This window comes from Streptomyces sp. NPDC054842 (assembly GCF_053611025.1).
In genome coordinates this window covers 62320-89162 of record NZ_JBSGZN010000033.1, presented here as the reverse complement: position 1 = coordinate 89162, position 26843 = coordinate 62320, and the positions used below count along the sequence as shown (strand labels likewise).

At 70.8% G+C, this 26843-nt stretch carries 20 protein-coding genes; 6 read left to right on the top strand and 14 right to left on the bottom strand.

Translation table 11 applies throughout. From position 1 onward, the window contains the following. Positions 1 to 51: 51 nt before the first annotated feature. Positions 52 to 1038: a heme o synthase gene (locus ACWGIS_RS24650; protein WP_453364631.1), complete on the bottom strand. Its 987-nt coding sequence runs from the start codon at positions 1036 to 1038 to the stop codon at positions 52 to 54. Between the two features lie 354 nt (positions 1039 to 1392). Between ACWGIS_RS24650 and tkt the strand changes: the two genes are divergently transcribed. From tkt to pgl, 5 genes are read left to right on the top strand one after another with little or no spacing between them, the layout of a single operon-like run. After that, positions 1393 to 3480, top strand: a complete 2088-nt coding sequence (gene tkt / locus ACWGIS_RS24645) for a transketolase (protein WP_453364630.1) — start codon at positions 1393 to 1395, stop codon at positions 3478 to 3480. A 34-nt stretch (positions 3481 to 3514) separates the two neighbouring features. Beyond that, positions 3515 to 4633, top strand: a complete 1119-nt coding sequence (gene tal / locus ACWGIS_RS24640) for a transaldolase (protein WP_453364629.1) — start codon at positions 3515 to 3517, stop codon at positions 4631 to 4633. Position 4634: 1 nt separating this feature from the next. Beyond that, a complete protein-coding gene (zwf, locus tag ACWGIS_RS24635) occupies positions 4635 to 6161 on the top strand; it encodes a glucose-6-phosphate dehydrogenase (RefSeq protein ID WP_453364635.1) in 1527 nt (508 codons plus the stop codon). Further along, a complete protein-coding gene (gene opcA / locus ACWGIS_RS24630) occupies positions 6158 to 7213 on the top strand; it encodes a glucose-6-phosphate dehydrogenase assembly protein OpcA (protein ID WP_453364628.1) in 1056 nt (351 codons plus the stop codon). Before zwf ends, opcA begins: the two co-directional genes overlap by 4 nt. Next, on the top strand, positions 7210 to 7992 hold the full coding sequence (pgl, locus tag ACWGIS_RS24625) for a 6-phosphogluconolactonase (RefSeq protein WP_453364627.1): 783 nt from the start codon (positions 7210 to 7212) through the stop codon (positions 7990 to 7992). Before opcA ends, pgl begins: the two co-directional genes overlap by 4 nt. 375 nt (positions 7993 to 8367) lie before the next feature. Here the strand turns inward: pgl and pgi are convergent, their stop codons facing one another. The 12 genes from pgi to uvrC all read right to left on the bottom strand — a co-directional run bounded on the left by pgi (position 8368) and on the right by uvrC (position 23979). Then, entirely contained in the window at positions 8368 to 10020 is a 1653-nt protein-coding gene (gene pgi, locus ACWGIS_RS24620; protein WP_453364626.1) for a glucose-6-phosphate isomerase, read from the bottom strand. Between the two features lie 71 nt (positions 10021 to 10091). Next, positions 10092 to 11360: an MFS transporter gene (locus ACWGIS_RS24615; RefSeq protein ID WP_453364625.1), complete on the bottom strand. Its 1269-nt coding sequence runs from the start codon at positions 11358 to 11360 to the stop codon at positions 10092 to 10094. A 134-nt stretch (positions 11361 to 11494) separates the two neighbouring features. Beyond that, entirely contained in the window at positions 11495 to 11830 is a 336-nt protein-coding gene (locus ACWGIS_RS24610; protein WP_006349936.1) for an RNA polymerase-binding protein RbpA, read from the bottom strand. 236 nt (positions 11831 to 12066) lie between these two features. Then, on the bottom strand, positions 12067 to 12297 hold the full coding sequence (gene secG, locus ACWGIS_RS24605) for a preprotein translocase subunit SecG (protein ID WP_453364634.1): 231 nt from the start codon (positions 12295 to 12297) through the stop codon (positions 12067 to 12069). Between the two features lie 103 nt (positions 12298 to 12400). Next, positions 12401 to 13177 carry a triose-phosphate isomerase gene (tpiA, locus tag ACWGIS_RS24600; protein WP_453364624.1) on the bottom strand — a complete coding sequence of 259 codons (777 nt, stop codon included), beginning with the start codon at positions 13175 to 13177 and terminating at the stop codon, positions 12401 to 12403. Positions 13178 to 13182: 5 nt separating this feature from the next. Continuing rightward, positions 13183 to 14394, bottom strand: coding sequence for a phosphoglycerate kinase (locus ACWGIS_RS24595; protein ID WP_453364623.1), 1212 nt, complete (start codon positions 14392 to 14394; stop codon positions 13183 to 13185). A 127-nt stretch (positions 14395 to 14521) separates the two neighbouring features. Further along, positions 14522 to 15532, bottom strand: coding sequence for a type I glyceraldehyde-3-phosphate dehydrogenase (gap, locus tag ACWGIS_RS24590; protein WP_356169294.1), 1011 nt, complete (start codon positions 15530 to 15532; stop codon positions 14522 to 14524). 227 nt (positions 15533 to 15759) lie between these two features. Then, the gene (locus ACWGIS_RS24585; RefSeq protein WP_453364622.1) at positions 15760 to 18714 is read right to left on the bottom strand and encodes a M14 family zinc carboxypeptidase; all 2955 of its coding nucleotides are present in this window, start codon (positions 18712 to 18714) and stop codon (positions 15760 to 15762) included. A 171-nt stretch (positions 18715 to 18885) separates the two neighbouring features. Continuing rightward, positions 18886 to 19875, bottom strand: a complete 990-nt coding sequence (gene whiA / locus ACWGIS_RS24580) for a DNA-binding protein WhiA (protein WP_121403682.1) — start codon at positions 19873 to 19875, stop codon at positions 18886 to 18888. Continuing rightward, complete coding sequence (locus ACWGIS_RS24575) at positions 19866 to 20909, bottom strand: gluconeogenesis factor YvcK family protein (protein WP_453364621.1); 1044 nt, start codon at positions 20907 to 20909, stop codon at positions 19866 to 19868. The genes whiA and ACWGIS_RS24575 overlap by 10 nt, the downstream gene beginning before the upstream one ends. Then, positions 20906 to 21946: an RNase adapter RapZ gene (rapZ, locus tag ACWGIS_RS24570; RefSeq protein ID WP_453364620.1), complete on the bottom strand. Its 1041-nt coding sequence runs from the start codon at positions 21944 to 21946 to the stop codon at positions 20906 to 20908. Before rapZ ends, ACWGIS_RS24575 begins: the two co-directional genes overlap by 4 nt. Further along, a complete protein-coding gene (gene uvrC, locus ACWGIS_RS24565; RefSeq protein WP_453364619.1) occupies positions 21943 to 23979 on the bottom strand; it encodes an excinuclease ABC subunit UvrC in 2037 nt (678 codons plus the stop codon). The genes rapZ and uvrC overlap by 4 nt, the downstream gene beginning before the upstream one ends. 1181 nt (positions 23980 to 25160) lie before the next feature. Here uvrC and ACWGIS_RS24560 point away from each other — a divergent pair. Beyond that, positions 25161 to 26108 carry a hypothetical protein gene (locus ACWGIS_RS24560; RefSeq protein ID WP_453364618.1) on the top strand — a complete coding sequence of 316 codons (948 nt, stop codon included), beginning with the start codon at positions 25161 to 25163 and terminating at the stop codon, positions 26106 to 26108. A gap of 5 nt (positions 26109 to 26113) precedes the next feature. Here ACWGIS_RS24560 and ACWGIS_RS24555 read toward each other — a convergent pair whose 3' ends face one another. After that, positions 26114 to 26542, bottom strand: a complete 429-nt coding sequence (locus tag ACWGIS_RS24555) for a Rieske 2Fe-2S domain-containing protein (protein ID WP_453364617.1) — start codon at positions 26540 to 26542, stop codon at positions 26114 to 26116. Between the last annotated feature and the right edge of the window lie 301 nt (positions 26543 to 26843).

Genomic DNA, 26843 nt, shown 5'->3' with positions numbered 1-26843 from the left:
GTGCGTGGCCTTGGCCACGCACCCCGCCCGTCGGCAGTGCCGGACGTCCGTCTAGCGAAGGAAGGGGTCCACCGCGACCGCCACGAAGAGCAGCGACACGTAGGTGATCGACCAGTGGAACAGCCGCATCTCCTTGAGCTTGCCGCCCGTCGCCTCGGACCGCGCGCGGTTCTGGAGTCCGTGCGCCTCCCACAGCCACCAGCCGCCGGCGACCAGCGCGACCGCGGTGTAGAACCACCCGGTGTAGCCGAGCGGGGTCAGCAGCAGCGAGACCGCGACCATCACCCAGCTGTAGAGGACGATCTGGCGGGCGACCACCTTGTTGGAGGCGATGACCGGCAGCATCGGCACGCCCACGCGCGCGTAGTCCTCGCGCACCTTCATCGACAGCGGCCAGTAGTGCGGCGGCGTCCAGAAGAACATGACGAGGAAGAGGACGACCGGGGCCCACGACATCGAGTCGGTCACCGAGGACCAGCCGATGAGGACCGGCATGCAGCCGGCGATGCCGCCCCAGACGATGTTCTGCGAGGTGCGGCGCTTGAGGATCATCGTGTAGACGACCACGTAGAAGAGCAGTGCGCCCAGTGACAGCCAGGCGGACAGCCAGTTGACCGTGAGGCCGAAGAGCAGGGTGGAGACCACCGCCAGCGAGAGGCCGAAGGCCAGGCACTCGCGGGGGCTGACCATGCCGGTGACCAGGGGTCGCTGCGACGTCCGGTCCATCAGGGCGTCGATGTCACGGTCGATGTACATGTTGAGCGCGTTGGCCCCGCCGGCGGACAGGTAGCCGCCGAGGCAGGTGAGGAGCACCAGCTTCAGGTCGGGCACGCCCTGCTCCGCCAGGAACATCACCGGAACGGTGGTGATCAGCAGCAGCTCGATGATCCGCGGCTTGGTCAGCGCCACGAACGCCTTGACCCGGGCCCCGAACGGCCGCTGGCCCCGCGGGCTGCTCGTCCCGAGCTCCCCCACGGCCTTCACGGCATGGGCGGTGCCCCCACCCGCTGGACGGGATTCGACGGCCGTCACGCACACCCCTGACAGAGACTCCCAGCAAGCCCCGGGTGTGAACTCCCGGTAAAGGCTCGCGCGTACCACGCCACTGTAGACGTTGCCCAGACCCCGCTCTTCGCGGGGGTGGGGTCGTGTTGGGGGCCTGTGCGCAAAGAGCCGGGCCCCTCTCGATTGAGCGGTCAGATGAGCGGCTCCGTATTCACTTGCCACACGGGGAACACGCCGGTCGGGAGGCGGATCACGTCCAGTCCCGGCAGTCTGGAATGAGTCGAAAAAACGCACGTACTTACGGGGGTAGGCTCGACAAAGTCCGGTGGGCGCCGAGCCCACCGGCATTCGACATGTGGACCATGTGGAGAGGAGCCCTGACTCAGGGTGAGCACCAAGCCGACCACCACAGACCTCGAGTGGACCGAGTTGGACCAGCGGGCCGTCGACACCGCCCGCGTCCTGGCCGCCGATGCCGTACAGAAGGTCGGCAACGGCCATCCGGGTACGGCGATGAGCCTGGCGCCCGCCGCTTACACCCTCTTCCAGAAGGTGATGCGGCACGACCCGGCGGACGCCGACTGGACCGGACGCGACCGTTTCGTGCTGTCCGCGGGGCACTCGTCCCTGACCCTCTACATCCAGCTGTACCTGGCCGGCTTCGGCCTGGAGCTGGAGGACCTCCAGTCCTTCCGGACGTGGGGCTCCAAGACGCCCGGCCACCCCGAGTACGGCCACACCACCGGTGTCGAGACGACGACCGGCCCGCTCGGCCAGGGTGTCGCCAACGCGGTGGGCATGGCGATGGCCGCCCGCTACGAGCGCGGCCTGTTCGACCCGGAGGCGGCCCCCGGCACCTCCCCGTTCGACCACTTCGTCTACGCGATCGCCGGTGACGGCTGCCTCCAGGAGGGCATCTCCGCCGAGGCGTCCTCCCTGGCGGGCCACCAGAAGCTCGGCAACCTGGTCCTGCTGTGGGACGACAACCACATCTCGATCGAGGGCGACACGGAGACCGCCGTCTCCGAGGACACCGTCAAGCGGTACGAGGCGTACGGCTGGCACGTGCAGCGGGTGCAGCCCAAGGAGAACGGCGACCTCGACCCCGAGGCGCTCTTCGCGGCGATCGAGGCCGCCAAGGCCGTGACGGACAAGCCGTCGTTCATCGCGATGCGCTCGATCATCGCCTGGCCGGCCCCGAACGCGCAGAACACCGAGGCCGCGCACGGCTCGGCGCTCGGCGACGACGAGGTCGCGGCCACCAAGCGCGTCCTCGGCTTCGACCCGGAGAAGTCCTTCGAGGTCTCCGACGAGGTCCTCGCCCACACCCGCGGCGCGCTGGACCGCGGCCGTGAGGCCAAGGCCGAATGGGACAAGACGTTCGCCGCGTGGCGCACCGCCAACCCGGAGCGCGCCGCCGAGTTCGACCGCATCGCCGCGACCGAGCTGCCGGCCGGCTGGGAGGAGAAGGTCCCGGTCTTCGAGGCGGGCAAGGCCGTCGCCACCCGTGCCGCGTCCGGCAAGGTGCTCCAGGCCCTCGGCGCGGTCATCCCCGAGCTGTGGGGCGGCTCCGCCGACCTCGCCGGCTCGAACAACACGACGATCGACAAGAACTCCTCGTTCCTGCCGGCCGACAACCCGCTGCCGGGCGCCGACCCGTACGGCCGCACGATCCACTTCGGCATCCGCGAGCACTCCATGGCCGCGGAGATGAACGGCATCGCGCTGCACGGCAACACCCGCGTCTACGGCGGCACCTTCCTGGTGTTCTCCGACTACATGCGCAACGCCGTCCGCCTCTCCGCCCTCATGCACCTGCCGGTGACGTACGTGTGGACGCACGACTCCATCGGCCTCGGCGAGGACGGCCCCACCCACCAGCCGGTCGAGCACCTCGCCTCGCTGCGCGCCATCCCCGGCCTGAACGTCGTCCGCCCGGCCGACGCCAACGAGACCGCGATCGCCTGGCGCGAGATCCTCCGCCGCTACACCAAGGTGTTCGGCAAGGGCGCTCCGCACGGGCTCGCGCTCACCCGCCAGGGCGTGCCGACGTACGAGGCCAACGACGATGCCGCCAAGGGCGGTTACGTGCTGTTCGAGGCCGACGGCGGCACTCCCGAGGTCATCCTGATCGGGACGGGCTCCGAGGTGCATGTGGCGGTCGAGGCGCGTGAGCGGCTCCAGGCCGAGGGCGTGCCGACGCGGGTCGTGTCCATGCCGTCCGTGGAGTGGTTCGAGGAGCAGGACCAGGGGTACCGGGACAGCGTCCTGCCGCCGTCCGTCAGGGCGCGGGTGGCGGTGGAAGCCGGCATCGGTCTGACCTGGCACCGGTTCGTCGGCGACGCCGGACGCATTGTTTCGCTGGAGCACTTCGGTGCTTCCGCCGACGGCAAGGTGCTCTTCCAGGAGTTCGGCTTCACTGCCGAGAACGTCGCCTCCGTCGCCCGGGAATCGATCGCCGCAGCCCAGCGCTGACGCTGAACTACGACACGTAGGAGATGCATTTTCCATGACAGACGCACTCAAGCGCCTCTCCGAAGCAGGCGTCGCGATCTGGCTGGACGACCTGTCGCGCAAGCGGATCACGTCCGGCAACCTCGCCGAGCTGATCGACCAGCAGCACGTCGTGGGCGTCACCACCAACCCGTCGATCTTCCAGAAGGCGATCTCCCAGGGCGACGGGTACGACACCCAGGTCTCCGACCTCGCCGCCCGCCGGGTCACGGTCGAGGAAGCCATCCGCATGATCACGACGGCGGACGTCCGTGACGCCGCCGACATCCTGCGCCCGGTGTTCGACTCCACGGGCGGCCAGGACGGCCGGGTCTCCATCGAGGTCGACCCGCGCCTCGCCCACGACACCAAGGCGACGGTCGCCGAGGCCAAGCAGCTGGCCTGGCTGGTGGACCGCCCGAACACGCTCATCAAGATCCCGGCCACCGAGGCGGGCATCCCGGCGATCACCGAGGTCATCGGCCTCGGCATCAGCGTCAACGTGACGCTGATCTTCTCGCTGGAGCGCTACCGCAAGGTCATGGACGCCTACCTGGCCGGTCTGGAGAAGGCCAAGGAGCGCGGCCTGGACCTCTCGAAGATCCACTCGGTGGCGTCCTTCTTCGTGTCCCGGGTGGACACGGAGATCGACAAGCGGATCGACGCGCTGGGCACCGACGAGGCCAAGGCCGCCCGCGGCAAGGCCGGCGTCGCCAACGCGCGCCTCGCCTACCAGGCGTACGAGGAGGTGTTCAGCGGTGAGCGCTGGGCCGCCCTCGACAAGGCGCAGGCCAACAAGCAGCGTCCGCTCTGGGCGTCCACCGGCGTCAAGGACCCGGCGTACAAGAGCACCATGTACGTCGAGGAACTGGTCGCGCCGAACACGGTGAACACCATGCCCGAGGCGACCCTCGAGGCCACCGAGAGCGAGGGCGAGGTCCGCGGCGACACCGTCACGGGTACGTACGAGCAGGCCCGTGCCGACCTCGACGCGGTCGAGAAGCTCGGGATCTCGTACGACGAGGTCGTGCAGCTGCTGGAGGACGAGGGCGTCCAGAAGTTCGAGGCGGCCTGGAACGACCTGCTCAAGTCGACCGAGGCGGAGCTCCAGCGCCTCGCCCCTTCGGAGGGCTGAGATCTTGTCGAGCAGCAATCCGCTGCGTGACCCCGCAGACCGACGGCTCCCGCGTATCGCGGGGCCGTCGGGCCTGGTCATCTTCGGCGTCACGGGCGATTTGTCACGTAAAAAGCTGATGCCCGCCGTGTACGACCTCGCCAACCGCGGACTGCTGCCACCGGGCTTCTCGCTCGTCGGCTTCGCCCGGCGGGAATGGCAGGACGAGGACTTCGCCCAGGAGGTCCACGACGCCGTCAAGGAGCACGCGCGCACCGAGTTCCGCGAGGAGGTCTGGCAGCAGCTCATCCAGGGGATGCGCTTCGTCCAGGGCGACTTCGACGACGACGACGCCTTCGAGCAGCTGAAGGCGACGATCGAGGACCTCGACAAGGCGCAGGGCACGGGCGGCAACTTCGCCTTCTACCTGTCCGTACCGCCGAAGTTCTTCCCCAAGGTCGTGCAGCAGCTCAAGAAGCACGGGCTGGCCGACCAGCAGGGCGGCTCCTGGCGGCGCGCGGTCATCGAGAAGCCCTTCGGCCACGACCTCAAGTCGGCCGAGGAGCTCAACGCGATCGTCCACGAGGTCTTCGCCCCGGACCAGGTCTTTCGCATCGACCACTACCTGGGCAAGGAGACCGTCCAGAACATCCTGGCGCTGCGCTTCGCCAACCAGATGTTCGAGCCGGTCTGGAACCGGTCGTACGTCGACCACATCCAGATCACGATGGCCGAGGACATCGGCATCGGCGGCCGGGCCGGCTACTACGACGGCATCGGCGCGGCCCGTGACGTCATCCAGAACCACCTGCTCCAGCTGATGGCCCTGACCGCGATGGAGGAGCCGGCCTCCTTCGACGCGGACGCGCTCGCCGCCGAGAAGACCAAGGTGCTCGGCGCGGCCAGGCTGCCGAAGGACCTGGGCAGCAACACGGTCCGCGGGCAGTACGCGGCGGGGTGGCAGGGCGGCGCGAAGGTCGTCGGCTACCTCCAGGAGGACGGCATCGACGCGAAGTCGAAGACCGACACCTTCGCGGCCGTCAAGCTGGAGATCGACAACCGCCGCTGGGCGGGCGTCCCCTTCTACCTGCGTACGGGCAAGCGGCTGGGCCGGCGCGTCACCGAGATCGCGGTCGTCTTCCAGCGCGCCCCGCACTCCCCCTTCGACCACACGGCGACGGAGGAGCTCGGCTCGAACGCGATCGTCATCCGCGTCCAGCCGGACGAGGGCATCACGGTCCGCTTCGGGTCCAAGGTCCCCGGCACCTCCATGGAGATCCGGGACGTGTCGATGGACTTCGCGTACGGCGAGTCGTTCACGGAGTCCAGCCCCGAGGCGTACGAGCGGCTGATCCTCGACGTCCTGCTCGGCGACTCCAACCTCTTCCCGCGCACGGAGGAGGTCGAGCTGTCCTGGAAGATCCTCGACCCGATCGAGGAGTACTGGGACAAGCACGGCAAGCCCGCGCAGTACCCGGCCGGCACCTGGGGTCCCGTCGAGGCGGACCAGATGCTGGAACGAGACGGACGGAGCTGGCGGCGGCCATGAAGACAGATCTCACGGACACCACGGCCAGCAAGATCAACAAGGCGCTCGTGCAGGGCCGCCGCGCCATCGGCACCCCGGCCGTCGGCATGGTGCTCACCCTCGTCATCGTCACCGACGAGGAGAACGCCTACGACGCCCTGAGGGCCGCGAACGACGCCTCCCGCGAGCACCCCTCGCGCACGCTGGTGGTCATCAAGCGCGTCTCCCGCTCCCCTCGCGACCGGACGAAGTCCCGTCTGGACGCCGAGGTGCGGCTCGGCGTGGAGGCCGGCACCGGCGAGACGGTCGTCCTGCGGCTGTACGGCGAGGTCGTGGACCACGCCCAGTCGGTCGTGCTGCCGCTGCTGCTGCCGGACGCCCCGGTCGTGGTGTGGTGGCCGGTGAACGCGCCGAGCGACCCCGCCAACGACCCGCTGGGCGCCCTCGCCCAGCGCCGGGTCACCGACACCTACGCCTGCGAGCAGCCGGTACGGGAGCTCGCGGCCCGCGCCGACGCCTACTCCCCCGGCGACACGGACCTGTCGTGGACGCGCATCACGCCCTGGCGTTCCATGCTGGCCGCCGCTCTCGACCAGATCGTCTGCGAGGTCGACGCGGTCGAGGTGGAGGGCGAGGAGTTCAACCCGAGCTGCGAGCTGCTCGCCATGTGGCTGGCCGACCGGCTCGACGTCCCGGTGAAGCGCTCGGTGTCGTCCGGCCCCGGCCTCACCGCCGTCCGGATGGACACCGACTGCGGCCCGATCGTCCTGGACCGCGCCGACGGCTCGCTGGCGACGCTGTCCATCGAGGGCCAGCCGGCCCGCGCGGTGGCGCTCAAGCGCCGTGAGACGGCCGAGCTGATCGCGGAGGAGCTGCGCCGGCTCGACCCGGACGACACCTACGCGTCGGCGCTGCGCTACGGCGTGGACCGGCTGAACGCCGGTGACGCCGGGGCTCCCGGCGACGACGAGGGTGCGGTCAAGACCGCCGCCAAGGCTCCGGCCCGGCGGACGGCGAAGGCGACCGCCGGGCAGGCCGCGAAGTCCCCGGCCAAGAAGGCGGCCGCCAAGTGAGCACTCCGCAGCTCGTCGTCCATCACGACAAGGAGCTGATGGCCCGGGCCGCCGCGGCCCGGCTGGTCACGAAGATCGTGGACGCGCAGTCCTCGCGCGGCTACGCCTCGGTGGTCCTCACCGGCGGACGCAACGGCAACGGCCTGCTGGCCGCGCTGGCAGCAGAGCCGGCCCGGGACGCCGTCGACTGGTCCCGTCTCGACCTCTGGTGGGGGGACGAGCGGTTCCTGCCCGAGGGCGACCCGGAGCGCAACGTCACCCAGGCCCGGGAGGCGCTGCTGGACTCGGTCCCGCTGGACCCCGCACGGGTGCACGCGATGCCGGCGTCCGACGGTCCGTACGGCGCCGACGCGGACGCGGCGGCCGAGGGGTACGCGGCCGAGCTGGCGAAGGCGGCGGGGCCCGAGAACCACGGCCCCGTACCGACGTTCGACGTCCTCATGCTGGGCGTCGGCCCGGACACCCACGTGGCCTCGCTCTTCCCGGAGCTGCCCGCGGTCCGGGAGACGGACCGCACGGTCGTCGGCGTGCACGGCGCGCCGAAGCCTCCGCCGACGCGCGTCTCGCTCACGCTGCCCGCGATCCGGGCCGCGCGGGAGGTGTGGCTGCTGGCGGCCGGCGAGGACAAGGCGCAGGCCGCGGCCATCGCCCTTTCGGGCGCGGGCGAGGTGCAGGCACCCGCGGCGGGTGCCTACGGACGGGCCCGCACCCTGTGGCTGCTGGACTCCGCGGCGGCCTCGCAGCTGCCGCGCTCGCTGTACCCGCCCGCCTCGCCGTAAGGCACGGGCGGCCCGGCCTCCGGGTCACCACCGCATGTCCACACGAACGCCGGACGGGCCGAACGGCCCGCCCGGCGTTCGTCGTCGTGCCCGCCGTACGGGCGCCACCGGCACCGCGCCCGCCTCAGGTCCCGGGCGGACGGTACGGGTTGGCGGGCCCGTGCGGGTAGGGCGGCTGGGGGTACGGGTGGCCCGGGCCCGGCGCGTGGGGGCCGCCCCGGCGGAAGGTGAACGCCGACCTCGCCGACAGCGGGCCGCTCAGCCATCTTCTCCGTGAACCGGTCACGTGCTCCCCCGAGCTTTCGTCGATTCGACCGGCGGCGAGTCCACGGGAGGCGGGGCGATCACGCCCGCCTCCCGTGCGCCGAGACGTTTTTAACGGCCGCGCAGCTGCCGGTACTTGGCGACCAGGGCCTTCGTCGACTCGTCAAGCCCTGGCACGTCGGCGCCCTCGGTGAGCGCGGGTTCCACGCGCTTGGCGAGGACCTTGCCCAGCTCGACGCCCCACTGGTCGAAGGAGTCGATGTTCCAGATCGCGCCCTGGACGAACACCTTGTGCTCGTACAGGGCGATCAGCTGGCCCAGTACGGACGGGGTGAGTTCGCGGGCCAGGATCGTCGTCGTGGGGTGGTTGCCCCGGAAGGTCTTGTGCGGGACCAGCTCCTCGGGCACCCCTTCGCCGCGCACCTCGTCCGGCGTCTTGCCGAAGGCCAGCGCCTGCGTCTGCGCGAAGAAGTTCGCCATCAGCAGGTCGTGCTGCGCCTTGAGTTGGCCGCTCAGCTCGCCGACCGGCTCGGCGAAGCCGATGAAGTCGGCCGGAATCAACTTGGTGCCCTGGTGGATGAGTTGGTAGTAGGCGTGCTGGCCGTTGGTGCCCGGGGTGCCCCAGACGACCGGGCCGGTCTGCCACTCCACGGGGCGTCCCTCGCGGTCCACCGACTTGCCGTTGGACTCCATGTCCAGCTGCTGGAGGTACGCGGTGAACCGGGACAGGTAGTGCGAGTACGGCAGCACCGCGTGCGACTGGGCGTCGAAGAAGTTGCCGTACCAGACGCCCAACAGGCCAAGCAGCAGCGGGACGTTGGACTCGGCGGGCGCGGTGCGGAAGTGCTCGTCCACGGTCCTGAACCCGTCGAGCAGTTCGCGGAACCGGTCCGGACCGATCGCGATCATCAGGGACAGGCCGATCGCGGAGTCGAAGGAGTAGCGGCCGCCGACCCAGTCCCAGAACTCGAACATGTTGGCCGTGTCGATACCGAAGTCCGCGACCTTCCCCGCGTTGGTCGACAGCGCCACGAAGTGCTTGGCCACGGCGTCCTGGCCGGCGCCCAGTCCGCCGAGCAGCCAGTCGCGGGCGGAGGTGGCGTTGGTGATGGTCTCGATCGTGGTGAAGGTCTTCGAGGCGATGACGAACAGCGTCTCCGCCGGGTCCAGGCCCTGGAGGGCCTCGTGGAGGTCGGCACCGTCCACGTTCGACACGAACCGGACGGTCAGCGAGCGGTCGGTGAAGGAGCGCAGCGCCTCGTAGGCCATCGCGGGCCCCAGGTCGGAGCCGCCGATGCCGATGTTGACGACGTTCTTGATGCGCTTGCCGGTGTGCCCGGTCCACTCGCCGGAACGGACCTTGTCGGCGAAGGCGCTCATGCGGTCGAGCACCGCGTGCACACCCGGCACGACGTTCTCCCCGTCGACCTCGACCACCGCGTCGCGCGGGGCGCGCAGCGCGGTGTGCAGCACGGCCCGGTCCTCGGTGACGTTGATCCTCTCGCCGCGGAACATCGCGTCCCGCAGCCCGAAGACGCCGGTGGCCGAGGCCAGCTCGCGCAGCAGGCGCAGGGTCTCGTCGGTGACCCGGTGCTTGGAGTAGTCGACGTGCAGGTCACCGACCTCCAGGGTGTACCGCGAGCCGCGCCCGGGGTCGGCGGCGAACAGGTCCCGCAGACGGGTCTCGCCGACCTCCTCACGGTGCTTGGCCAGAGCGGTCCACTCGGGTGTCTGGGTGAGCCTGGTACGGCTTTCTGCGTTCATCTCGGACTTCCGCCTCTTTCCTGCGTGTGCTGCTGCGTACCTTGCCCCGCTGCCGCTCCCAACCTAATTGATCAGGGCTCGACGTGAGCTGTCGTGACGCCGTCGTGCGGGTTGACAACAGATACGTCCCGCTTGAGCGCGGGTGTCAGAGCGGTGACGGCGAGGGCGAAGAACACGGCGGCCAGCAGCGCCGGGGCGTTGAGCCCCCGGGCCGTCGCCACGGCGCCGCCCAGCAGGGCTCCGAGCGGCGCTCCGGCGACCGCTAGCGTCCGGAACGCGGAGCTGACGCGGCCGAGCGTCCCGGCGGGGCTGCGCTGCTGCATCAGGGTCGTCGTGTTGACGTTCCACACCATGCCCATGAGCCCGAAGACGCCCATGCTCACGGTCAGCGCGACGAGGCTGCGTATCGAGCCCATGGCGAGGAGAGCGCCGGTCTGCACGGCCCCGGCGAGCAGCACGGCACGTATCCGGCCGAGGCGGGCCACGAGGGGCCGGTTGGCGGCTCCCCCGGCCAGGCTGCCGAGCGTGTACGCGGTCGTCGCCGCCGCGTATCCGGCGTTGCCCGCGTCCAGCCGGCCCGTCACGAGGAGCACGAGCGTGGCGATGAGGGCGCCCATGCCGATGTTGCACAGGGCGGTGGCCGCGCACAGCCCGCGCAGCGCCCGGTCCCGGGCGAGGACGCGCAGCCCGGCCGCGATCTCGCCGCGCAGGGTGCTGCCCGCGGGTCTCGGAGCACGCTGGGCGGGCGCGCCGCGCAGGGAGGCGACGAGCGCGGCGGCCACCAGGTAGGTCACGGCGTCCGCGAGGAAGGGGACGGCGGCTCCCGTGACGATCAGCGCGGGGACGAGGGGGCCGGCGAGGAGGCCGCCGGCGATGCGCTGGCCGGTCATCAGGCGCGCGTTCGCACTGCCGAGCGCCTCGGGGTCGACGAGGGCCGGGAGCAGGGCCGTGGACGCGTTGTCGAAGAGGGTCTGGAGGGTGGTGAGCGCCAGGGCGAGCGCGATGAGCAGGCCGATCGAGGCGTGTCCCAGGGCGACGGCCACGCCGAAGGCCGCCACCAGCAGGCCCCGCGCCGCGTCCACGGTCCACATCGCGCGCCGCTGGTCCACCCGGTCGGCGACGGCTCCGCCGAGCAGTCCGAAGACGATCCAGGGGAGATACCCGCAGGCGGTGACGGACGCGATGAGCAGGGGCTCGCGGGTCAGCGTCGCGGCCAGCAGCGGCAGCGCGGCCGTCCGCAGGGCGTCACCGAAGCTGGACAGGACGGCGGCACTCCACAGCCGCCCGAACCCGCCGCGCCACGCGGGCGCGCGCGCTTCGGGCACGTCGGTCGTCGTCATCAGGCCCCCCGGCGGTCTCCACTGATGGAAGAACCGTAGAGGGCACCACTGACAATCGGCCGTCGAGCGGACGGGACGGCCGTACGAGACGCGTCCGGCCAGGCACCCCTCGGTGTCCGGCCGGCTGTCAACTCCTAGATCTCGCCCCGCAGTTTGGCGAGCGCCTCGGCGAGAATCGCCTCGCCGTCCGCGTCGCTGCGCCGCTCCCGTACGTACGCGAGGTGCGTCTTGTACGGCTCGGTGCGCGGCGGGTCCGGCGGGTTGTCCTGGTCCTGTCCGGCCGGAAAGCCGCAGCGCGGGCAGTCCCAGGTGTCGGGGACCTGCGCGTCGCTGGCGAAGCTGGGCTGCGTCTCGTGCCCGTTGGAGCACCAGAAGGAGATGCGCAGCCGGGGCGCGGACTCGCCCCGCTCGGCCTCGCCCATCGGCCCCGCCCCGACCCGGCTTCCTCGGATCGCGTTGCCACTTGCCACGGTCGTAACTCCCTGCGTAATGGTGCCGCGAAGCGAGTCGGCGTGACGCTTCGCTGCGAGCGCCTCAGTCTACGTAAGGCCCAACGCGCGTCCAGTGATTGGAGTTACATCCCCTCCCCCAGACGCAAGCCCCATGATAGGCCGCGCCGGGAGGCGCGTACCGGACATGGGGCCTTACGTACGGAATGTGCGTGCGTATTGCGTTGTCGGGACGCCGTAACGATGTCGGCCGGAGATCAGTTGCCGGTCTTCATCAGGATGCCGAGCGCGACAATGCACGCGAACCAGAGCAGACCGATCACCACGGTGATCCGGTCGAGGTTGCGCTCGGCGACCGAGGAGCCGCCGACGGACGACTGCATGCCGCCACCGAACATGTCGGAGAGGCCGCCGCCCTTCCCCTTGTGCATCAGCACCAGCAGCATCATCAGCAGGCTGAAGACGATCAGGGCGATCGAGAACCCCATAACCACGGCTGGACCAACTTCCTCGGATCTGGATGACAACGGGGGTCCGGTGGCTTGCCACCGGACCCCCGCAAGAGTACGACGTAACGCCGCTACCGCATACTCACTGGTCGCGGAACCGGACGATCTTGACGAACTCGTCGGCGTCGAGCGCCGCCCCGCCGATCAGCGCGCCGTCCACATCGGGCTGCGCCATGATCGCCGCGACGTTGCCGGACTTGACCGAGCCGCCGTACTGGATGCGGACCTTGTCGGCCAGCTCCTGGGAGTACAGCTCGGCGAGACGGCCGCGGATCGCCCCGCAGACCTCCTGGGCGTCCTCGGGGGTGGCGACCTCGCCGGTGCCGATCGCCCAGACCGGCTCGTACGCGATCACGATGGACTCGGCCTGCTCGGCCGGGACGTCCTTGAGGGCGCCGTCGACCTGCGCGAGCGTGTGCGAGACCTGGTTGCCGGCCTTGCGGACGTCCAGTCCCTCACCGACGCACAGGATCGGGGTGAGCCCGTGCTTGAAGGCGGCCTTGACCTTGGCGTTGCACTGTTCGTCGGTCTCGTTGTGGTACTGCCGGCGCTCGGAGTGGCCGATCGCCACGTACGTGCACTTGAGCTTCGACAGCATCGCCCCGGAGATCTCGCCGGTGTAGGCGCCGGAGTCCTGGGCCGAGAGGTCCTGGGCGCCGTACTTGATCCTCAGCTTGTCGCCGTCGACCAGGGTCTGCACGGAGCGCAGGTCGGTGAAGGGCGGCAGGACGGCGACCTCGACGGCCTCGTAGTCCTTGTCGGCCAGGGCGAAGGCGAGCTTCTGGACGTGCGCGATGGCCTCGAGGTGGTTGAGGTTCATCTTCCAGTTGCCCGCCATCAGCGGCGTGCGCGTGCTCATTGAGGTCAGTCCTCCAGTGCGGCGAGGCCGGGGAGCGTCTTGCCCTCGAGGTATTCGAGGGAGGCGCCGCCGCCGGTCGAGATGTGGCCGAATGCCTGCTCGTCGAAGCCCAGGATGCGGACGGCCGCGGCGGAGTCGCCACCGCCGACGACCGTGAAGGCCGGGGAGTCGAGGAGGGCCTGGGCGACCGTCTTGGTGCCCTCGGCGTAGTCCGGGTGCTCGAAGACGCCCATGGGACCGTTCCAGAAGACGGTGGCGGCGTCTGCGAGCTTCGATGCGTACAGCTTGCGGGTCTCAGGACCGATGTCGAGACCCATCCGGTCGGCCGGGATGGCGTCCGCGGCGACGGTGGTGGGGTCGGAGGGGGCCTTCGTCTTCAGGTCCGGGAACGCGGTCGCGGCCACGACGTCGACGGGGACGACCAGCTCGACGCCGTTCTTCTCCGCGCGCTCGACGTACTCGACGACGGCCGGGATCTGGTCCTCCTGGACGAGGGAGGCGCCGATCTCGTAGCCCTTGGCCTTGAGGAAGGTGAACGCCATGCCGCCGCCGATGAGCAGCTTGTCGGCCTTGCCGAGGAGCTGGTCGATGACGGCGAGCTTGTCGGAGACCTTGGAGCCGCCGAGCGCCACCACGTAGGGCCGCTTGACGTCCTCGGTGAGCTTCTTCAGGACGCCGACCTCGGTGGCGATGAGGTAGCCGGCGTAGTGCGGCAGGCGGGCCGGGAGGTCGTACACGGAGGCGTGCTTACGGTGCACGGCGCCGAAGCCGTCACCGACGTAGACGTCGGCGAGGGCGGCGAGCTGATCGGCGAACTCGCCGCGCTCGGTGTCGTCCTTGGACGTCTCGCCGGCGTTGAAGCGCAGGTTCTCGATGACGGCGACCTGGCCGGGCTGCAGTCCGTTCACCGCGTCGTGGGCGGCGGGGCCGACGGTGTCCTGGGCGAACGCCACGGACGTGCCGAGGAGTTCACCGAGCCGCTCGGCGGGCCGGAGCAGGGAGAAGGCCGGGTCCGGGGCGCCCTTGGGGCGGCCCAGGTGGGAGGCGACGACCACCTTGGCGCCCGCTTCCGCGAGGGCCTTGACGGTGGGCAGGACGGCGCGGATGCGGCCGTCGTCGGTGATGCGGCCGTCGGCCAGCGGCACGTTCAGGTCGGCGCGGACGAAGACCCGCTTGCCGTCCACGCCTTCGGCGAGAAGTTCGTCGATCGTCTTCATGAAGGGACTCCTGGGAGGCTCGTGCGATCCGTGAGGGCTGATCGATCAGTACGTGAGAGAGGGCCCGGGCGGCGCGGCCTAGCGCTGCCCGGGCCCTGCTCTTACATCGAGGTGCCTGCTCCGGGTACTAGAGCTGGCCGCCGACGAAGACCGTGAGGTCGACGAGGCGGTTGGAGTAGCCCCACTCGTTGTCGTACCAGCCGAGGATCTTCACCGAGTTGCCCTCCTGGACCATGGTCAGGGAGGAGTCGAAGGTGCAGGACGACGGGTCGCCGACGATGTCCGAGGACACGATCGGGTCCTCGGTGTAGGTCAGGAAGCCCTTGAGGTCGCCGTCCTCGGAGGCCTTCTTGAACGCGGCGTTGACCTCGTCCTTGGTGACCTCGCGCTGCAGCGTCACGACGAGGTCGGTGGCGGAACCGGTCGGGACCGGGACGCGCATCGCGATGCCGTCGAGCTTGCCCTTGAGCTGCGGGAGGACCAGGGCGGTGGCCTTGGCGGCACCCGTCGTGGTCGGGATGATGTTCTCGGCGGCGGCGCGGGCGCGGCGCAGGTCCGAGTGCGGGAAGTCCAGGATGCGCTGGTCGTTGGTGTACGCGTGGACCGTCGTCATCAGACCCTTGACGATGCCGAAGTTCTCGTCGAGGACCTTGGCCATCGGCGCCACACAGTTGGTGGTGCAGGAGGCGTTCGAGATGACGTGGTGGTTCGCCGGGTCGTACTTGTCCTGGTTGACGCCCATCACGATCGTGATGTCCTCTTCCTTGGCCGGAGCCGAGATGAGGACCTTCTTGGCGCCGCCCGCGATGTGCTTCTCGGCGTCGGCCTTCTTGGTGAAGATGCCGGTCGACTCGATGACGATGTCGACGCCGAGGTCGCCCCACGGGATGTCGGCGGGGTTGCGCTCGGAGAGCACCTTGATGGTGTGGCCGTCGACGGTGATCGTGTCGGCGGTGTGCGACACCTCGGCCTTGAGGCGGCCCAGGATGGTGTCGTACTTGAGCAGGTGAGCGGTGGTCGCGGTGTCACCCAGGTCGTTGACAGCCACGATCTCGATGTCAGCACCCTGCTCCAGCAGCGCGCGGAAGTAGTTACGACCGATGCGGCCAAAGCCGTTGATGCCTACGCGGATCGTCACGAAACCGATCTCCTCGTTGGTACGCCGGCTGTAGATGCCGGCGAGTTGTATGGGATGTCCCCGACCGCCTACGACCCTACCTCCCTGGCGCCTCCTGAGTGACATCGAGAGGGCCCGTACACGGCAAGGCGGTCCGTACCCGCCAGTAGGGGTACGGACCGCCCGGCCCGGTGGATCGGGTCACCCGTGACGGCTACGCGACGTCACGGCGTGTTGACGAAGGGGAATCAGCCGCCCAGAGCCGCGAGCGCCTTTCCGAGCAGTGCCGTGCGGTCGGCCGCCGCGGTGACGTGCTCCAGGCCGAAGCCCAGCAGCACGGTGTCGTCCGTGGTGACACCTCCGTACGTCTGGAACAGCGCTCCGGTGCGCGCCCAGTCCTTGAGGACGGCCGGGCTGCCCGCCGGCGGTCCCGGGACGCGCCAGACGCCGAGGGACGTCTCGAAGCCCTCGGTCGCGGTGGCGGTGCCCCCGACGACGAGCGAGGCGTCGTCCGCGAGGACTCCGTGGCCGCCGCTGCTCGGGTCGGTGATGTAGCTCAGCGAGACCTCCACGGACTTCCCCGCGTACGCGCTCAGGTCGAACTCGACCTGCTGCCAGCCGTCCGACTCGCCCGTGAGGCTGTGCCAGGCGCCGCTGGTGCCCGTGCCCGTGCAGGCCGTGGCGCCCTGCGTCAGGTAGTGCTCCAGGAACGGGTGCTCGTTGAGCAGGAAGCCGGCCTCGCACTCGGCCGGGACGGTGGAACTCGTCGCGCCGCCCGCGTCGGGGAGCGTGGTCCAGTCCTCGGCCCCGGTGGTGTGGGCCTCCAGCACCGCGTGGTCGTAGCCGGGCTCGGTGTCCCACAGGATCCGGGTGCGCAGCGTCGGCTTGTCGGCCGCACTGACCCCGGTGAGGTCGATCGTGCGGGTGAGGCGCTTGTAGGCGTCGTCGGTGTGGACGGCGGCGGCCATGTAGGAGCCCGCGTAGGGCCCGTACGGGTTGACCGTCCCGGCGAACTGGCCGGCGCCCGCGCTCGCGAACTGCGGGTACTGGGCGACGGGCAGCGTGTCGGAGGTGACGCCGTACGCGCCGGCCGCGTTCAGCGGGTTGCCGGGCGCGTCGCCGAGGGCGCCGGTGAAGCCCGCGAGCTTCCCGGAGCCGTTGAAGCCGGTGGCGCCGGGGGTCGTCGTACGGGAGTAGGCGCCCAGGTAGTACTGGCTGAAGTCGTTCGAGAGGGTGCCGCCGCCGAGGTCGACGGTGCCGCCGGCCTGCTCGCCGGCCTCGATCAGCTTGCCGCCCTCGTTGAGGAAGGCGCGCAGCTGGAGCTGGGTGGCGTTGCCGGGCCGGTCGGCGCCCGTGTAGTGGACGACCGTGCCGAAGTGCTTGAGGACGCCGAGGGCGTCGGGGGCGCCCTGGGTGGCGACGTCCCAGACCAGGGGCTTGCGTCCGTTGGCCTTCAGGGCGTCGGCGTACTTCTGCGCCTGGGTCGCGGTCGCGCCCTCCTCGGCCACCACGAGGGTGTCGGCGCGCGGCCGCTCGGCCACGGTGTAGGTGAAGTGGGTGCTGGAGGTGGGCTTACCGCCGCGGGTCCGGCCGGTGAACCAGACCTCGACCTTGTCGCCCGTGTCGCCGTCCTTGACCTTGGCGCGGTATTCGTCGAAGTAGAGGTTGTCCTCGCCGCCGTAGGTCTCGCCGCCCTTCCACGGCCTGAGCGCCATGTCGTGCGTGCGTCCGCCGTTGACGCGGTACCTGAGCTCCTTGTCGCGGACCGACCTGCGGGCGACGACGGAGACCTCCTGGTCGGCGCCGCGCGCGTACGACGTCGAGAAGGCCGCGGGACTGAAGTCGGGCGCGTCGATGCCGACCGAGGAGGAGGGCCGGTCGGGGTGCGCGGCGGTCTCGGCGACGGAGAGCGCGAACGGGACGTTCTTGCGGAACTCCTGCTCGATCAGCTTCTCGTCGTCGGGGAACGTGAAGACCGAGGCGCAGTCGGCCGCGTTCCAGGCGTCGTCCGGGTAGAGGTTCGACGCGGTCTGGCAGGTCGACATCTCGGGGGTGAACATCCCCGTGCCGTTGACGTTGCTCGCGTGCCCGTCCGCTTCACCGTTGGTGGTGTAGAGCTCCGAGGAGACCTGCGGGTGGTAGCCCTCGACCGCCGAGTTCTCGGGGGTGCCGGCGAGCGCGCGGTAGAGCACATCGTCCGGGCTGGGCGTCGCCACCTGCCAGCCGACCCCGTACAGGAGCAGCTCGGCGGCGGAGTGGTAGTTGATGCCGTACGTGAAGCCGATGCGCTTCTCGAAGGTGTCCAGGGCCTTGGTCTCGGGCTCGGAGCCAGGGCTCGCGCCGCGGTAGGTCTGGCTGGTCGGGCTGGGGGACGAACCCTCGTCGTCGTAGCCCCACTTGTAGGGGAAGTTGCGGTTGAGGTCGACGCCGTCGCCGGTCGTGACGGCGCCGTCCCCGTTCACGTCCCGGAGGTTCTTGCGCCACTGCCGCTCGCCCTCGGGGGAGAACGTGAAGTCGTAGCCGTCGGGGTTGGCGGACAGCACGAACCACAGTTCCGTGGAGTCGACGAGCTTCTTGACCCGCTTGTCCGTGGAGTAGTTGTCCAGGTAGTAGTGCATCAGGCGGCGGGTCATCTCGGGCGTGATCCACTCGCGCGCGTGCTGGTTGGACAGGTACAGCACGGACGGCTTGGCGCCGTCCTTGGTCTTCTTGGCGCCCTTGGTCAGCTTGACCGCGAGGATGTCCTGGCCCTTGACGGTCTTGCCGATGGACACGACCTTGGTGAGGCCCGGGTGCTCCTGGCCGGTCCTGAGGATCTCCTCCCGGAGGTTCCCCTTGCCGCTGTACGGGCGGAACACGCCGTCGCCCGCCGCGGCCACGCGCGCCTCGGCCCGCGCCGACAGCTTGTGCTCGGTGAGCTCGACGCCCTGCTTCTCCAGCTTCTCGGCCTGCTTGTCGGTGAGGTAGACCTCGACCGACGCGGTGCCCTTGTCCGGCGCCTGTTCGCCGAGTTCGTGGGCATCCTGTCCGGCCGCGAGCAGCAGGGGTACCTGCTGCTTCGTGACCTCGGCGCGGAACACCTTGACGGCGTTCGCGTCCGGCTCGGGTGAACTGCCGTCCTGTGCCTGGGCGGCCGGGGCCAGGCCCGCACCGCCCAGCAGGAGCGCGCTCGCAGCGAGGATCGCTCTCGCTCTTCGTCTCATGAGTCCCCCTTGCACTGGTCCGCCACGGCGGCGAACAGAGCCAGGCTCATGACACTTCGTCATCAAGTCAAGGGCGCGCGGCCGATGGGCAGACGCCGGTGCCGACGTCCCAAGTGGGCGTCGGCACCGGCGTGTTGAGCTCTGTTCGTTTCGCGGAGCGGGCTGCGGGGGTCAGCCCACGAGGTTGTCGGCCATCTCCTCGGTGAGGTTGGACTCCGTGCTCGGGATGCCCAGGTCCTGGGCGCGCTTGTCGGCCATGGCGAGCAGTCGGCGGATACGGCCCGCGACGGCGTCCTTGGTCAGCGGCGGGTCGGCGAGCGCGCCCAGCTCCTCCAGGGAGGCCTGCTTGTGCTCCATGCGCAGCCGGCCGGCGGCGGCGAGGTGTTCGGGGACCTCCTCGCCGAGGATCTCCAGGGCGCGCTGCACGCGGGCCCCGGCGGCGACGGCGGCGCGAGCCGAGCGGCGCAGGTTGGCGTCGTCGAAGTTGGCGAGCCGGTTGGCGGTGGCGCGGACCTCGCGGCGCATCCGCCGCTCCTCCCAGGCGAGCACCGACTCGTGGGCGCCCAGACGGGTGAGGAGCGCGCCGATCGCGTCGCCGTCGCGTACGACCACACGGTCCACGCCGCGGACCTCGCGGGCCTTCGCCGCGATGGACAGCCGTCGGGCCGCGCCGACCAGTGCCAGCGCCGCCTCCGGGCCCGGGCAGGTCACCTCCAGGGAGGAGGAGCGCCCCGGCTCGGTGAGGGAGCCGTGCGCGAGGAAGGCTCCGCGCCAGGCTGCCTCGGCGTCGCAGGTGGCCCCCGAGACCACCTGCGGGGGCAGTCCGCGGATCGGCCGGCCGCGGCCGTCGACCAGGCCCGTCTGGCGGGCCAGCTGGTCGCCGCCCGCGACGACGCGCACGACGTAGCGCGAGCCGCGGCGCAGGCCGCCGGGCGCCATCACGATCAGTTCGGAACTGTGGCCGAAGATCTCCAGGATGTCCCGCTTCAGCCGGCGCGCCGCCATCGCGGTGTCCAGCTCCGCCTCGATCACAATCCGGCCGCTCACCAGGTGAAGGCCGCCCGCGAACCGCAGAATGGCGGAGACCTCCGCCTTTCTGCAGCAGGTCCGGGTGACGGGAAGCCGGGAGATCTCATCCTTCACCGCTGCCGTCATCGCCATGGGCCGATCCTTCCATGCATCCGAAAAATACGGTCGTACGCGGCGGCCAACAGCTCCGGGTCGTGCCGCGGAGTGCCGTCGGTCCGGGCCACCGGCGCCAGCTCGACCGCGGCGCCGAACCGCTTGGCGGCGTCGGTCAGTGACTCGCGGTCGGGCACGGCGGCCTCGTCGGCCAGCACCACGTCCAGGGCGAGTTTAGGGGCGTGTCGTCCCAAAACCTCCAAATGACGCTGCGGGGAGAAGCCATCGGTTTCTCCGGGCTGCGGCACGAGGTTCAGGGAGAGCACCCGGCGCGCCTTCGTCTGCGTCAGCGCGTCGAGCAGGTCGGGCACCAGCAGGTGCGGGATCACGGAGGAGAACCAGGACCCCGGGCCGAGCACCACCCAGTCCGCGTCCAGGACCGCTTCCACGGCCTCCGGAACTGCGGGCGGGCCGTGCGGCACGACGTGCACGGACTGCACCTCGCCGGGCGTGAGGGCGACGGTGGCCTGGCCGCGGACGGTGTCGACGTCGTCGGGCCGGTCCGGGTCGTGGCCCCTGACCAGGGCCTGCAATTCCAGGGGCACCGCCGACATGGGCAGCACCCGGCCCTGGGCGCCGAGCAGCCTGCCCACCAGGTCGAGGGCCTGGACGTGGTCGCCGAGCTGCTCCCACAGGGCGACGATCAGCAGGTTGCCGACCGCGTGCTCGTGCAGGTCGCCCTTGGACTGAAAGCGGTGCTGGATGACGCGGGCCCAGGTCTGGCCCCAGTCGTCGTCGCCGCACAGCGCGGCCAGCGCCTTGCGCAGGTCGCCGGGCGGCAGCACGCCCAGCTCGTCGCGCAGGCGCCCGCTGGAGCCGCCGTCATCGGCCACGGTGACGACGGCGGTGAGGTCGCCGGTGATCCGGCGCAGAGCGGCCAGGGAGGCGGACAGGCCCATGCCGCCGCCGAGGGCGACGACTTTGGGCTGGGCGGCGCGGCGGCGCGCCTTGCCGCCGCGGCGCTCGTCCACCGACCGGCGCAGCCTGCCCAGCCGCAGTGAACTTCCGGTCATTCGCGGCCCATGTCCCGGTGGACGACGACCGTCTCCACTCCCTCGGACGCCAGTCGGGCGGCGAGCCTCTCGGACGTGGCGACCGAGCGGTGCTTGCCGCCGGTGCAGCCGACCGCGATGGTCACGTAGCGCTTGCCCTCGCGCCGGTAGCCGGCGGCGATGAGCTGGAGCAGCTCGGTGTAGCGGTCGAGGAACTCCTTGGCACCGGGCTGGCTGAGGACGTAGGCCGCGACCTCCTCGTTCAGGCCGGTGAAGGGGCGCAGCTCCGGGACCCAGTGCGGGTTGGGCAGGAAGCGCATGTCCACGACCAGGTCGGCGTCGACCGGCAGGCCGTACTTGAAGCCGAAGGACATGACGGTCGCCCGCAGCTCGGGCTCCTCCTCGCCCGCGAACTGGGCGTCCATCTTGGCGCGCAGCTCGTGCACGTTCAGGCTGGAGGTGTCGATCACCAGGTCGGCGTCGCCACGCAGCTCGCGCAGCAGTTCGCGCTCGGCGGCGATGCCGTCGACGATGCGTCCGTCGCCCTGGAGGGGGTGCGGGCGGCGCACGGACTCGAAGCGGCGCACGAGCGCCTCGTCCGAGGACTCCAGGAAGACGATGCGCCGGGTGACGTGCCGTGCCTCCAGGTCGGCGAGCGACTCGCGCAGATTGTCGAAGAAGCGCCGGCCGCGTACGTCGACGACGACCGCGATCCTGGCGACGTTGCCCTGGGAGCGGGCGCCGAGCTCCACCATGGTGGGGATCAGGGCGGGCGGGAGGTTGTCCACGACGAACCAGCCGAGGTCCTCCAGGCACTTGGCCGCCGTCGACCTGCCGGCACCGGACATGCCGGAGATGATCACCAGCTCGGGGATGGCCGCCTCCGGGACCCCGGCCTTCTCGATGCCCGTACTCACCTGTGCTCCGTCTCCCTCGACGCCCTGCTCCTCGCCCGCGGCGTCCTGGCCCGGCGCGGGCTCCGGGTGGCCCTCGCTCGCTTCCTGGTGCGTCTCCCGGCCCTCGGCCGGGCGTTCTTCCTCAGCGTGCCGTTCGGTCATGTCTCCTGCCCCCGTCGCTCGTCCGAGGCGCCCGCGGACACGGGCTCCCCCGAGGGACCCGCGGTCGTCCCGGGTTCCTCTTCTTCCATGATCTCTCCAGTCGCCGTGTTGACGGCGGGTGCGGCCGGAGCCGCCTGGGCGAAGGCCACGGCGATCGCCTCGGCCGTCTTGCGGCCTATGCCGGGGACTTCACAGATCTGGTCGATTGTCGCGGACCGCAGCTTTTTCACCGAACCGAAATGCTTGATCAACGCTTGCTTGCGGCTCTCGCCCAGACCCGGCACGTCGTCCAGGGGGCTCGCCCGGAAGCGCTTGGCCCGCTTCGCGCGCTGGTAGGTGATCGCGAAGCGGTGGGCCTCGTCACGGACGCGCTGGAGGAGGTACAGCCCCTCGCTGGTTCGCGGCAGGACCACGGGGTCGTCCTCGCCGGGCACCCACACCTCCTCCAGGCGCTTGGCGAGGCCGCACACGGCGATGTCGTCGATGCCCAGCTCGTCCAGGGCCCGCTGCGCGGCGGCGACCTGGGGCCGGCCGCCGTCGACGACGATGAGCTGGGGCGGGTAGGCGAACCGCTTGGGGCGGCCGTCCTCCTCGGTGAGCTCGGCCGTGCCGTCGGCCCACTCCCCCGTCTTCTCCTTCTCGGCGAGGTAGCGCCGGAAGCGGCGGCCGATCACCTCGTGCATGGACCGGACGTCGTCCTGCCCCTCGAACCCCTTGATCTGGAAGCGCCGGTACTCGCTCTTGCGTGCCAGCCCGTCCTCGAAGACGACCATGGAGGCCACCACGTCGTCGCCCTGGAGGTGCGAGATGTCGTAGCACTCGATCCGCAGGGGCGCACTGCCCAGGTCCAGGGCCTCGGCGATCTCCTCCAGGGCACGCGAGCGCGTGGTCAGGTCGGAGGCCCGCTTGGTCTTGTGCAGCACCAGGGACTGCTGCGCGTTGCGCTGCACGGTCTCCATGAGCGCCTTCTTGTCCCCGCGCTGGGGGATGCGCAGCGACACGTTCGACCCGCGGCGCGCGGTGAGCCACTCCTGCACCGACTCCACGAGGTCGGGCAGCGCCGGGACGAGGACCTCCTTGGGCACGGAGTCGCCGCTCTCCTCGCCGTAGAGCTGCTGGAGCGCGTGCTCGACGAGGTCACCCGTGGTGACGGCCTCCACCTTGTCCGTGACCCAGCCGCGCTGGCCGCGCACCCGGCCGCCGCGGACGTGGAAGATCTGCACGGCCGCCTCCAGCTCGTCCTCGGCGACGGCCATCAGGTCGGCGTCGGTCGCGTCGGCGAGCACGACCGCGTTCTTCTCCATGGCCTTCTTCAGGGCCCCGATGTCGTCGCGCAGGCGGGCCGCCCGCTCGTACTCCATCTCCTCGGCCGCGTCGGTCATCTGCTGCTCCAGCCGGCGGATGTACGTCCCCGTACGGCCGGCCATGAAGTCGCAGAACTCCTCGGCCAGTTCGCCGTGCTCCTCGGGCGTGACCCGGCCCACGCAGGGCGCGGAGCACTTGCCGATGTAGCCGAGGAGGCAGGGGCGGCCGGTGCGGGCGGCGTTCTTGAAGACGCCCGCGGAGCACGTGCGCACGGGGAAGACGCGCAGCAGCAGGTCGACGGTGTCGCGGATGGCCCACGCGTGCCCGTACGGCCCGAAATAGCGCACGCCCTTGCGCTTGTGCCCACGCATCACCTGTACGCGTGGGAACTCCTCGTTCATGGTCACCGCGAGATAGGGGTAGCTCTTGTCGTCGCGGTACTTGACGTTGAACCGGGGGTCGAACTCCTTGATCCAGGAGTACTCCAGCTGCAGCGCCTCGACCTCCGTGGACACCACGGTCCACTCCACGGACGCGGCCGTCGTGACCATCGTGCGGGTGCGCGGGTGAAGGTTCGCCAGGTCCTGGAAGTAACTGTTCAGGCGCTGGCGCAGGCTCTTCGCCTTTCCGACGTAGATCACCCGGCGGTGCTCGTCGCGGAATTTGTAGACCCCGGGAGTGTCCGGGATCTCTCCCGGCTTGGGGCGGTAGCTGGAGGGGTCGGCCATGTCTCACACCCTACTGGCGAGGGGTGACAGCGTGACGGGGTCCCGGCCCCGCCTGTGGACGACGGCGGGTCCCGCCGGCCTGCCGGGCCGCATCGGCCCGCCTGGGCGACCCGCCCACCCCGGGGACGGTCGGTCCGATCCGCGCCGGCCGACCCGCCGGGACCCCCACGGGCTCGGCACGGCAGGGCACGGAGACACGATCAGCGGCGGCGTCGCCGCAGGGCCCACGTGACACACAGGACGAGGGCCACGAGGGCACCCGCTCCCGCCAGAGCCGAGACGACCGCGACGGCCGGACCGACGTCGTCCGTCTCCTTGTGTCGGTGAGTCCTGCCCCCGCCCGCTGCGGCTGCCTCCGTAGTCACGCGCCTCCGTTCGAAGCCGCGCGGGCCGGTGGCGCGATGGGCTTGATGGACGGATACCGGCGGTCTGGCAGCGGGGGCCATGCGGACCGTCGACGCGTGGGCGGGGGCGATCGGCGCGGCGGGGGCTGCGGAAGTGCGGGCAAGGGTGATCGTCCCGGCGGGGGCCGTGGACGCGCGTGTGGCGGCGGTGGGCGCGGTGGCTCGTGCGGGAGTGGGGACGAGGGCGGTGGTCGCGGCGGGGGCGGCCCACGCGCGCGTGGGGACGGTCGGCGCGGCGACGGCTACGGGGGCGGGGACGAGGGCGGTCGTCGCGGCGGGGGCTGTCCACGCGCGCATGGGGGCGGTCGGCCCGGCGACGGCTACGGGAGCGTGGACGAGGGCGGTCGTCGCGGCGGGGGCTGCCCACACGCACGCGGGGACGGTCGGCGCGGCGACGGCTACGGGAGTGGGGACGAGGGCGGTCGTCGCGGCGGGGGCTGCCCACACGCGCGTAGGGGCGGTCGGCCCGGCGCAGAGGGCCGCCAAGACGATCAGCGGGATGACCGTGTGGGCGACCGGGGCGACGATGAGCCTGCTGCGGCGCATCGCGTTCCTCCCGAGTGGGGTTCGAGGAGCGGAGCCGAACGCGTCCGGACACTGCGGTTGAGCATCAGGTGTTGTCGGGACTTGGTCAACACGCTTCAATGCGGTGGAACTTGGGACCGTGAACGACGCCGTACGGATGTGAACAATCCCCGCACGCCCACCAGGCGGTCCCCGGAACCCGCGCATACGGTCTGACCAGCCGTTTGTGAACATTCACAGAAAGGCCCGCGCATGCGGCACGGCACAGAGCACGTGGACCTCGTCCCGGCGGAACTGGAGACGGCCCTGCGGGGCGGCCCCTTCCACATCGCGCTGCGCGCCGCGATAGCCGCCCGCGGACTGCCGCTGCAACGCGTGCAGCACCACCTGTCGCGCTACGGCGTCAAGGTGGGCGTGACCAGCCTCAGTTACTGGCAGCAGGGCGCCCGGCGTCCGCAGCGCCCCGAGTCACTGCGTGCCGTGCGCGCGCTTGAGGAGATACTCCAGCTCCCGGACGAGTCACTGATCAGACTGCTCGCCAAGAGCGAGGAACTCCCGGGCTCGGACCGCCCGGCGAGCCGCTCCTACCGCGCCCTGGTGGAAGCGTCCGGAGTACTTGAACGCCTGCTCGGCGAACTGGAGTCCCCCCTCGACGGCGGCCTGCACACCATCGGCCACCACGAGCGGGTGCGCATCGGCGCCCACCGCGAACTGCGGGGCCGCGAGTCCCAGCACATCGTCCGCGCGCACAAGGACGGCGTCGACCGCTACGTGGCCATCCACCACGGCGACCCGGGGTGCGCTCCCAACCGGATGACCGTGCGCGCGCTCGAGAACTGCCGGACGGGCCGCGTGCGCTGGCACCACGACACCGGAGTCCTCGTGGCCGAGCTCCTCTTCGACACCCGGCTGCGCGCCGGCGACACCTTCCTCTTCCGCTACGGCTTCGACGACGGCACGGCCGGCGCGTCCAGCGAGTACCTCCGGGGGTTCAGTTTCGCCGGCGGCCAGTACGCGCTCCAAGTGCGCTTCGACGAGCGTGCGCTGCCGGTGCGCTGCCACCGGTTCACCCAGCACTCCGCGGCGGCACCCCGCGGTGGCCGCCAGGAACTCACGCTGAGCGGACAGCACCGCTCGGTTCACCTGGTGGAACAGCGCGTGCGGTCCGGCGTCGTGGGGATCGCCTGGGACTGGGACTAGCGCCGTCAGGCCGGCGGACCCGCGACGATCTTGCCGTTCCTCGTCTCCACGGACAGTTCGTGGAGCGGCTCGGTGGCGGGCGCGTCCAGCACCTTGCCCGTCCTCGCGTCGAACTCACTCCCGTGACAGGGGCAGATGAGGGTCGTCCCCGCCAGCTTGTTGATGGGGCACCCGGCGTGCGTACAGATCGTGCTGTACGCCTTCAGCGAGCCGTCCTCCGCCTGACTGACCACCACGTTGTGATCCCGGTACAGCTTGGCGCCCCCCTTCGGGACCTCGCTCTCCCCACCGAGCTCCACGGGAGCGGTCGGCGTCGGCGGGACCCCACCACCGTCGGCCCCCGACGAACAGGCGGCCACTCCGAGTCCCGCGACCGGCGCCACAGCGGCCCCTCGCAGAACGGTACGGCGACTCGCGGACGGACGGCCGGGCATGAGGTCTCCCCTGGTCGGCGGCATATGAGCGGTACGGCGCATCGACGATACCGGCATGGATCACTCCGGAACGGGCGGGGCCGAGATGGGGTGGAGGAGGGCGGACGGGAATGGGCGGCGGGAGGTGGGCTGGGGCGAGTGGGGCAAGTGGGGCGGGGGTGAGATGCGGTGGAGTGGGTTGTGGGGTGCGCGCGTAAACGTTTGCGTGAACCCATGCGCCTTCGTGGGCGTGTGACCTTGCGGAGATCGGCGGTTGGGTCGAGCGCGTAGACGCTTAGGTAAACGCATACGCAAACGCTTA

Bases quoted from the DNA above. Each gene is read 5' to 3' on its own strand.
- tal (WP_453364629.1), top strand. From the start codon at position 3,515: ATGACAGACGCACTCAAGCGCCTCTCCGAAGCAGGCGTCGCGATCTGG.
- ACWGIS_RS24615 (WP_453364625.1), bottom strand. From the start codon at position 11,360: ATGACGACGACCGACGTGCCCGAAGCGCGCGCGCCCGCGTGGCGCGGC.
- ACWGIS_RS24555 (WP_453364617.1), bottom strand. From the start codon at position 26,542: ATGCCCGGCCGTCCGTCCGCGAGTCGCCGTACCGTTCTGCGAGGGGCC.
- opcA (WP_453364628.1), top strand. From the start codon at position 6,158: ATGAAGACAGATCTCACGGACACCACGGCCAGCAAGATCAACAAGGCG.
- ACWGIS_RS24585 (WP_453364622.1), bottom strand. From the start codon at position 18,714: ATGAGACGAAGAGCGAGAGCGATCCTCGCTGCGAGCGCGCTCCTGCTG.
- pgi (WP_453364626.1), bottom strand. From the start codon at position 10,020: ATGAACGCAGAAAGCCGTACCAGGCTCACCCAGACACCCGAGTGGACC.
- whiA (WP_121403682.1), bottom strand. From the start codon at position 19,875: ATGGCGATGACGGCAGCGGTGAAGGATGAGATCTCCCGGCTTCCCGTC.
- ACWGIS_RS24595 (WP_453364623.1), bottom strand. From the start codon at position 14,394: ATGAAGACGATCGACGAACTTCTCGCCGAAGGCGTGGACGGCAAGCGG.
- secG (WP_453364634.1), bottom strand. From the start codon at position 12,297: ATGGGGTTCTCGATCGCCCTGATCGTCTTCAGCCTGCTGATGATGCTG.
- tpiA (WP_453364624.1), bottom strand. From the start codon at position 13,177: ATGAGCACGCGCACGCCGCTGATGGCGGGCAACTGGAAGATGAACCTC.
- uvrC (WP_453364619.1), bottom strand. From the start codon at position 23,979: ATGGCCGACCCCTCCAGCTACCGCCCCAAGCCGGGAGAGATCCCGGAC.
- ACWGIS_RS24575 (WP_453364621.1), bottom strand. From the start codon at position 20,909: ATGACCGGAAGTTCACTGCGGCTGGGCAGGCTGCGCCGGTCGGTGGAC.
- ACWGIS_RS24560 (WP_453364618.1), top strand. From the start codon at position 25,161: ATGCGGCACGGCACAGAGCACGTGGACCTCGTCCCGGCGGAACTGGAG.
- rapZ (WP_453364620.1), bottom strand. From the start codon at position 21,946: ATGACCGAACGGCACGCTGAGGAAGAACGCCCGGCCGAGGGCCGGGAG.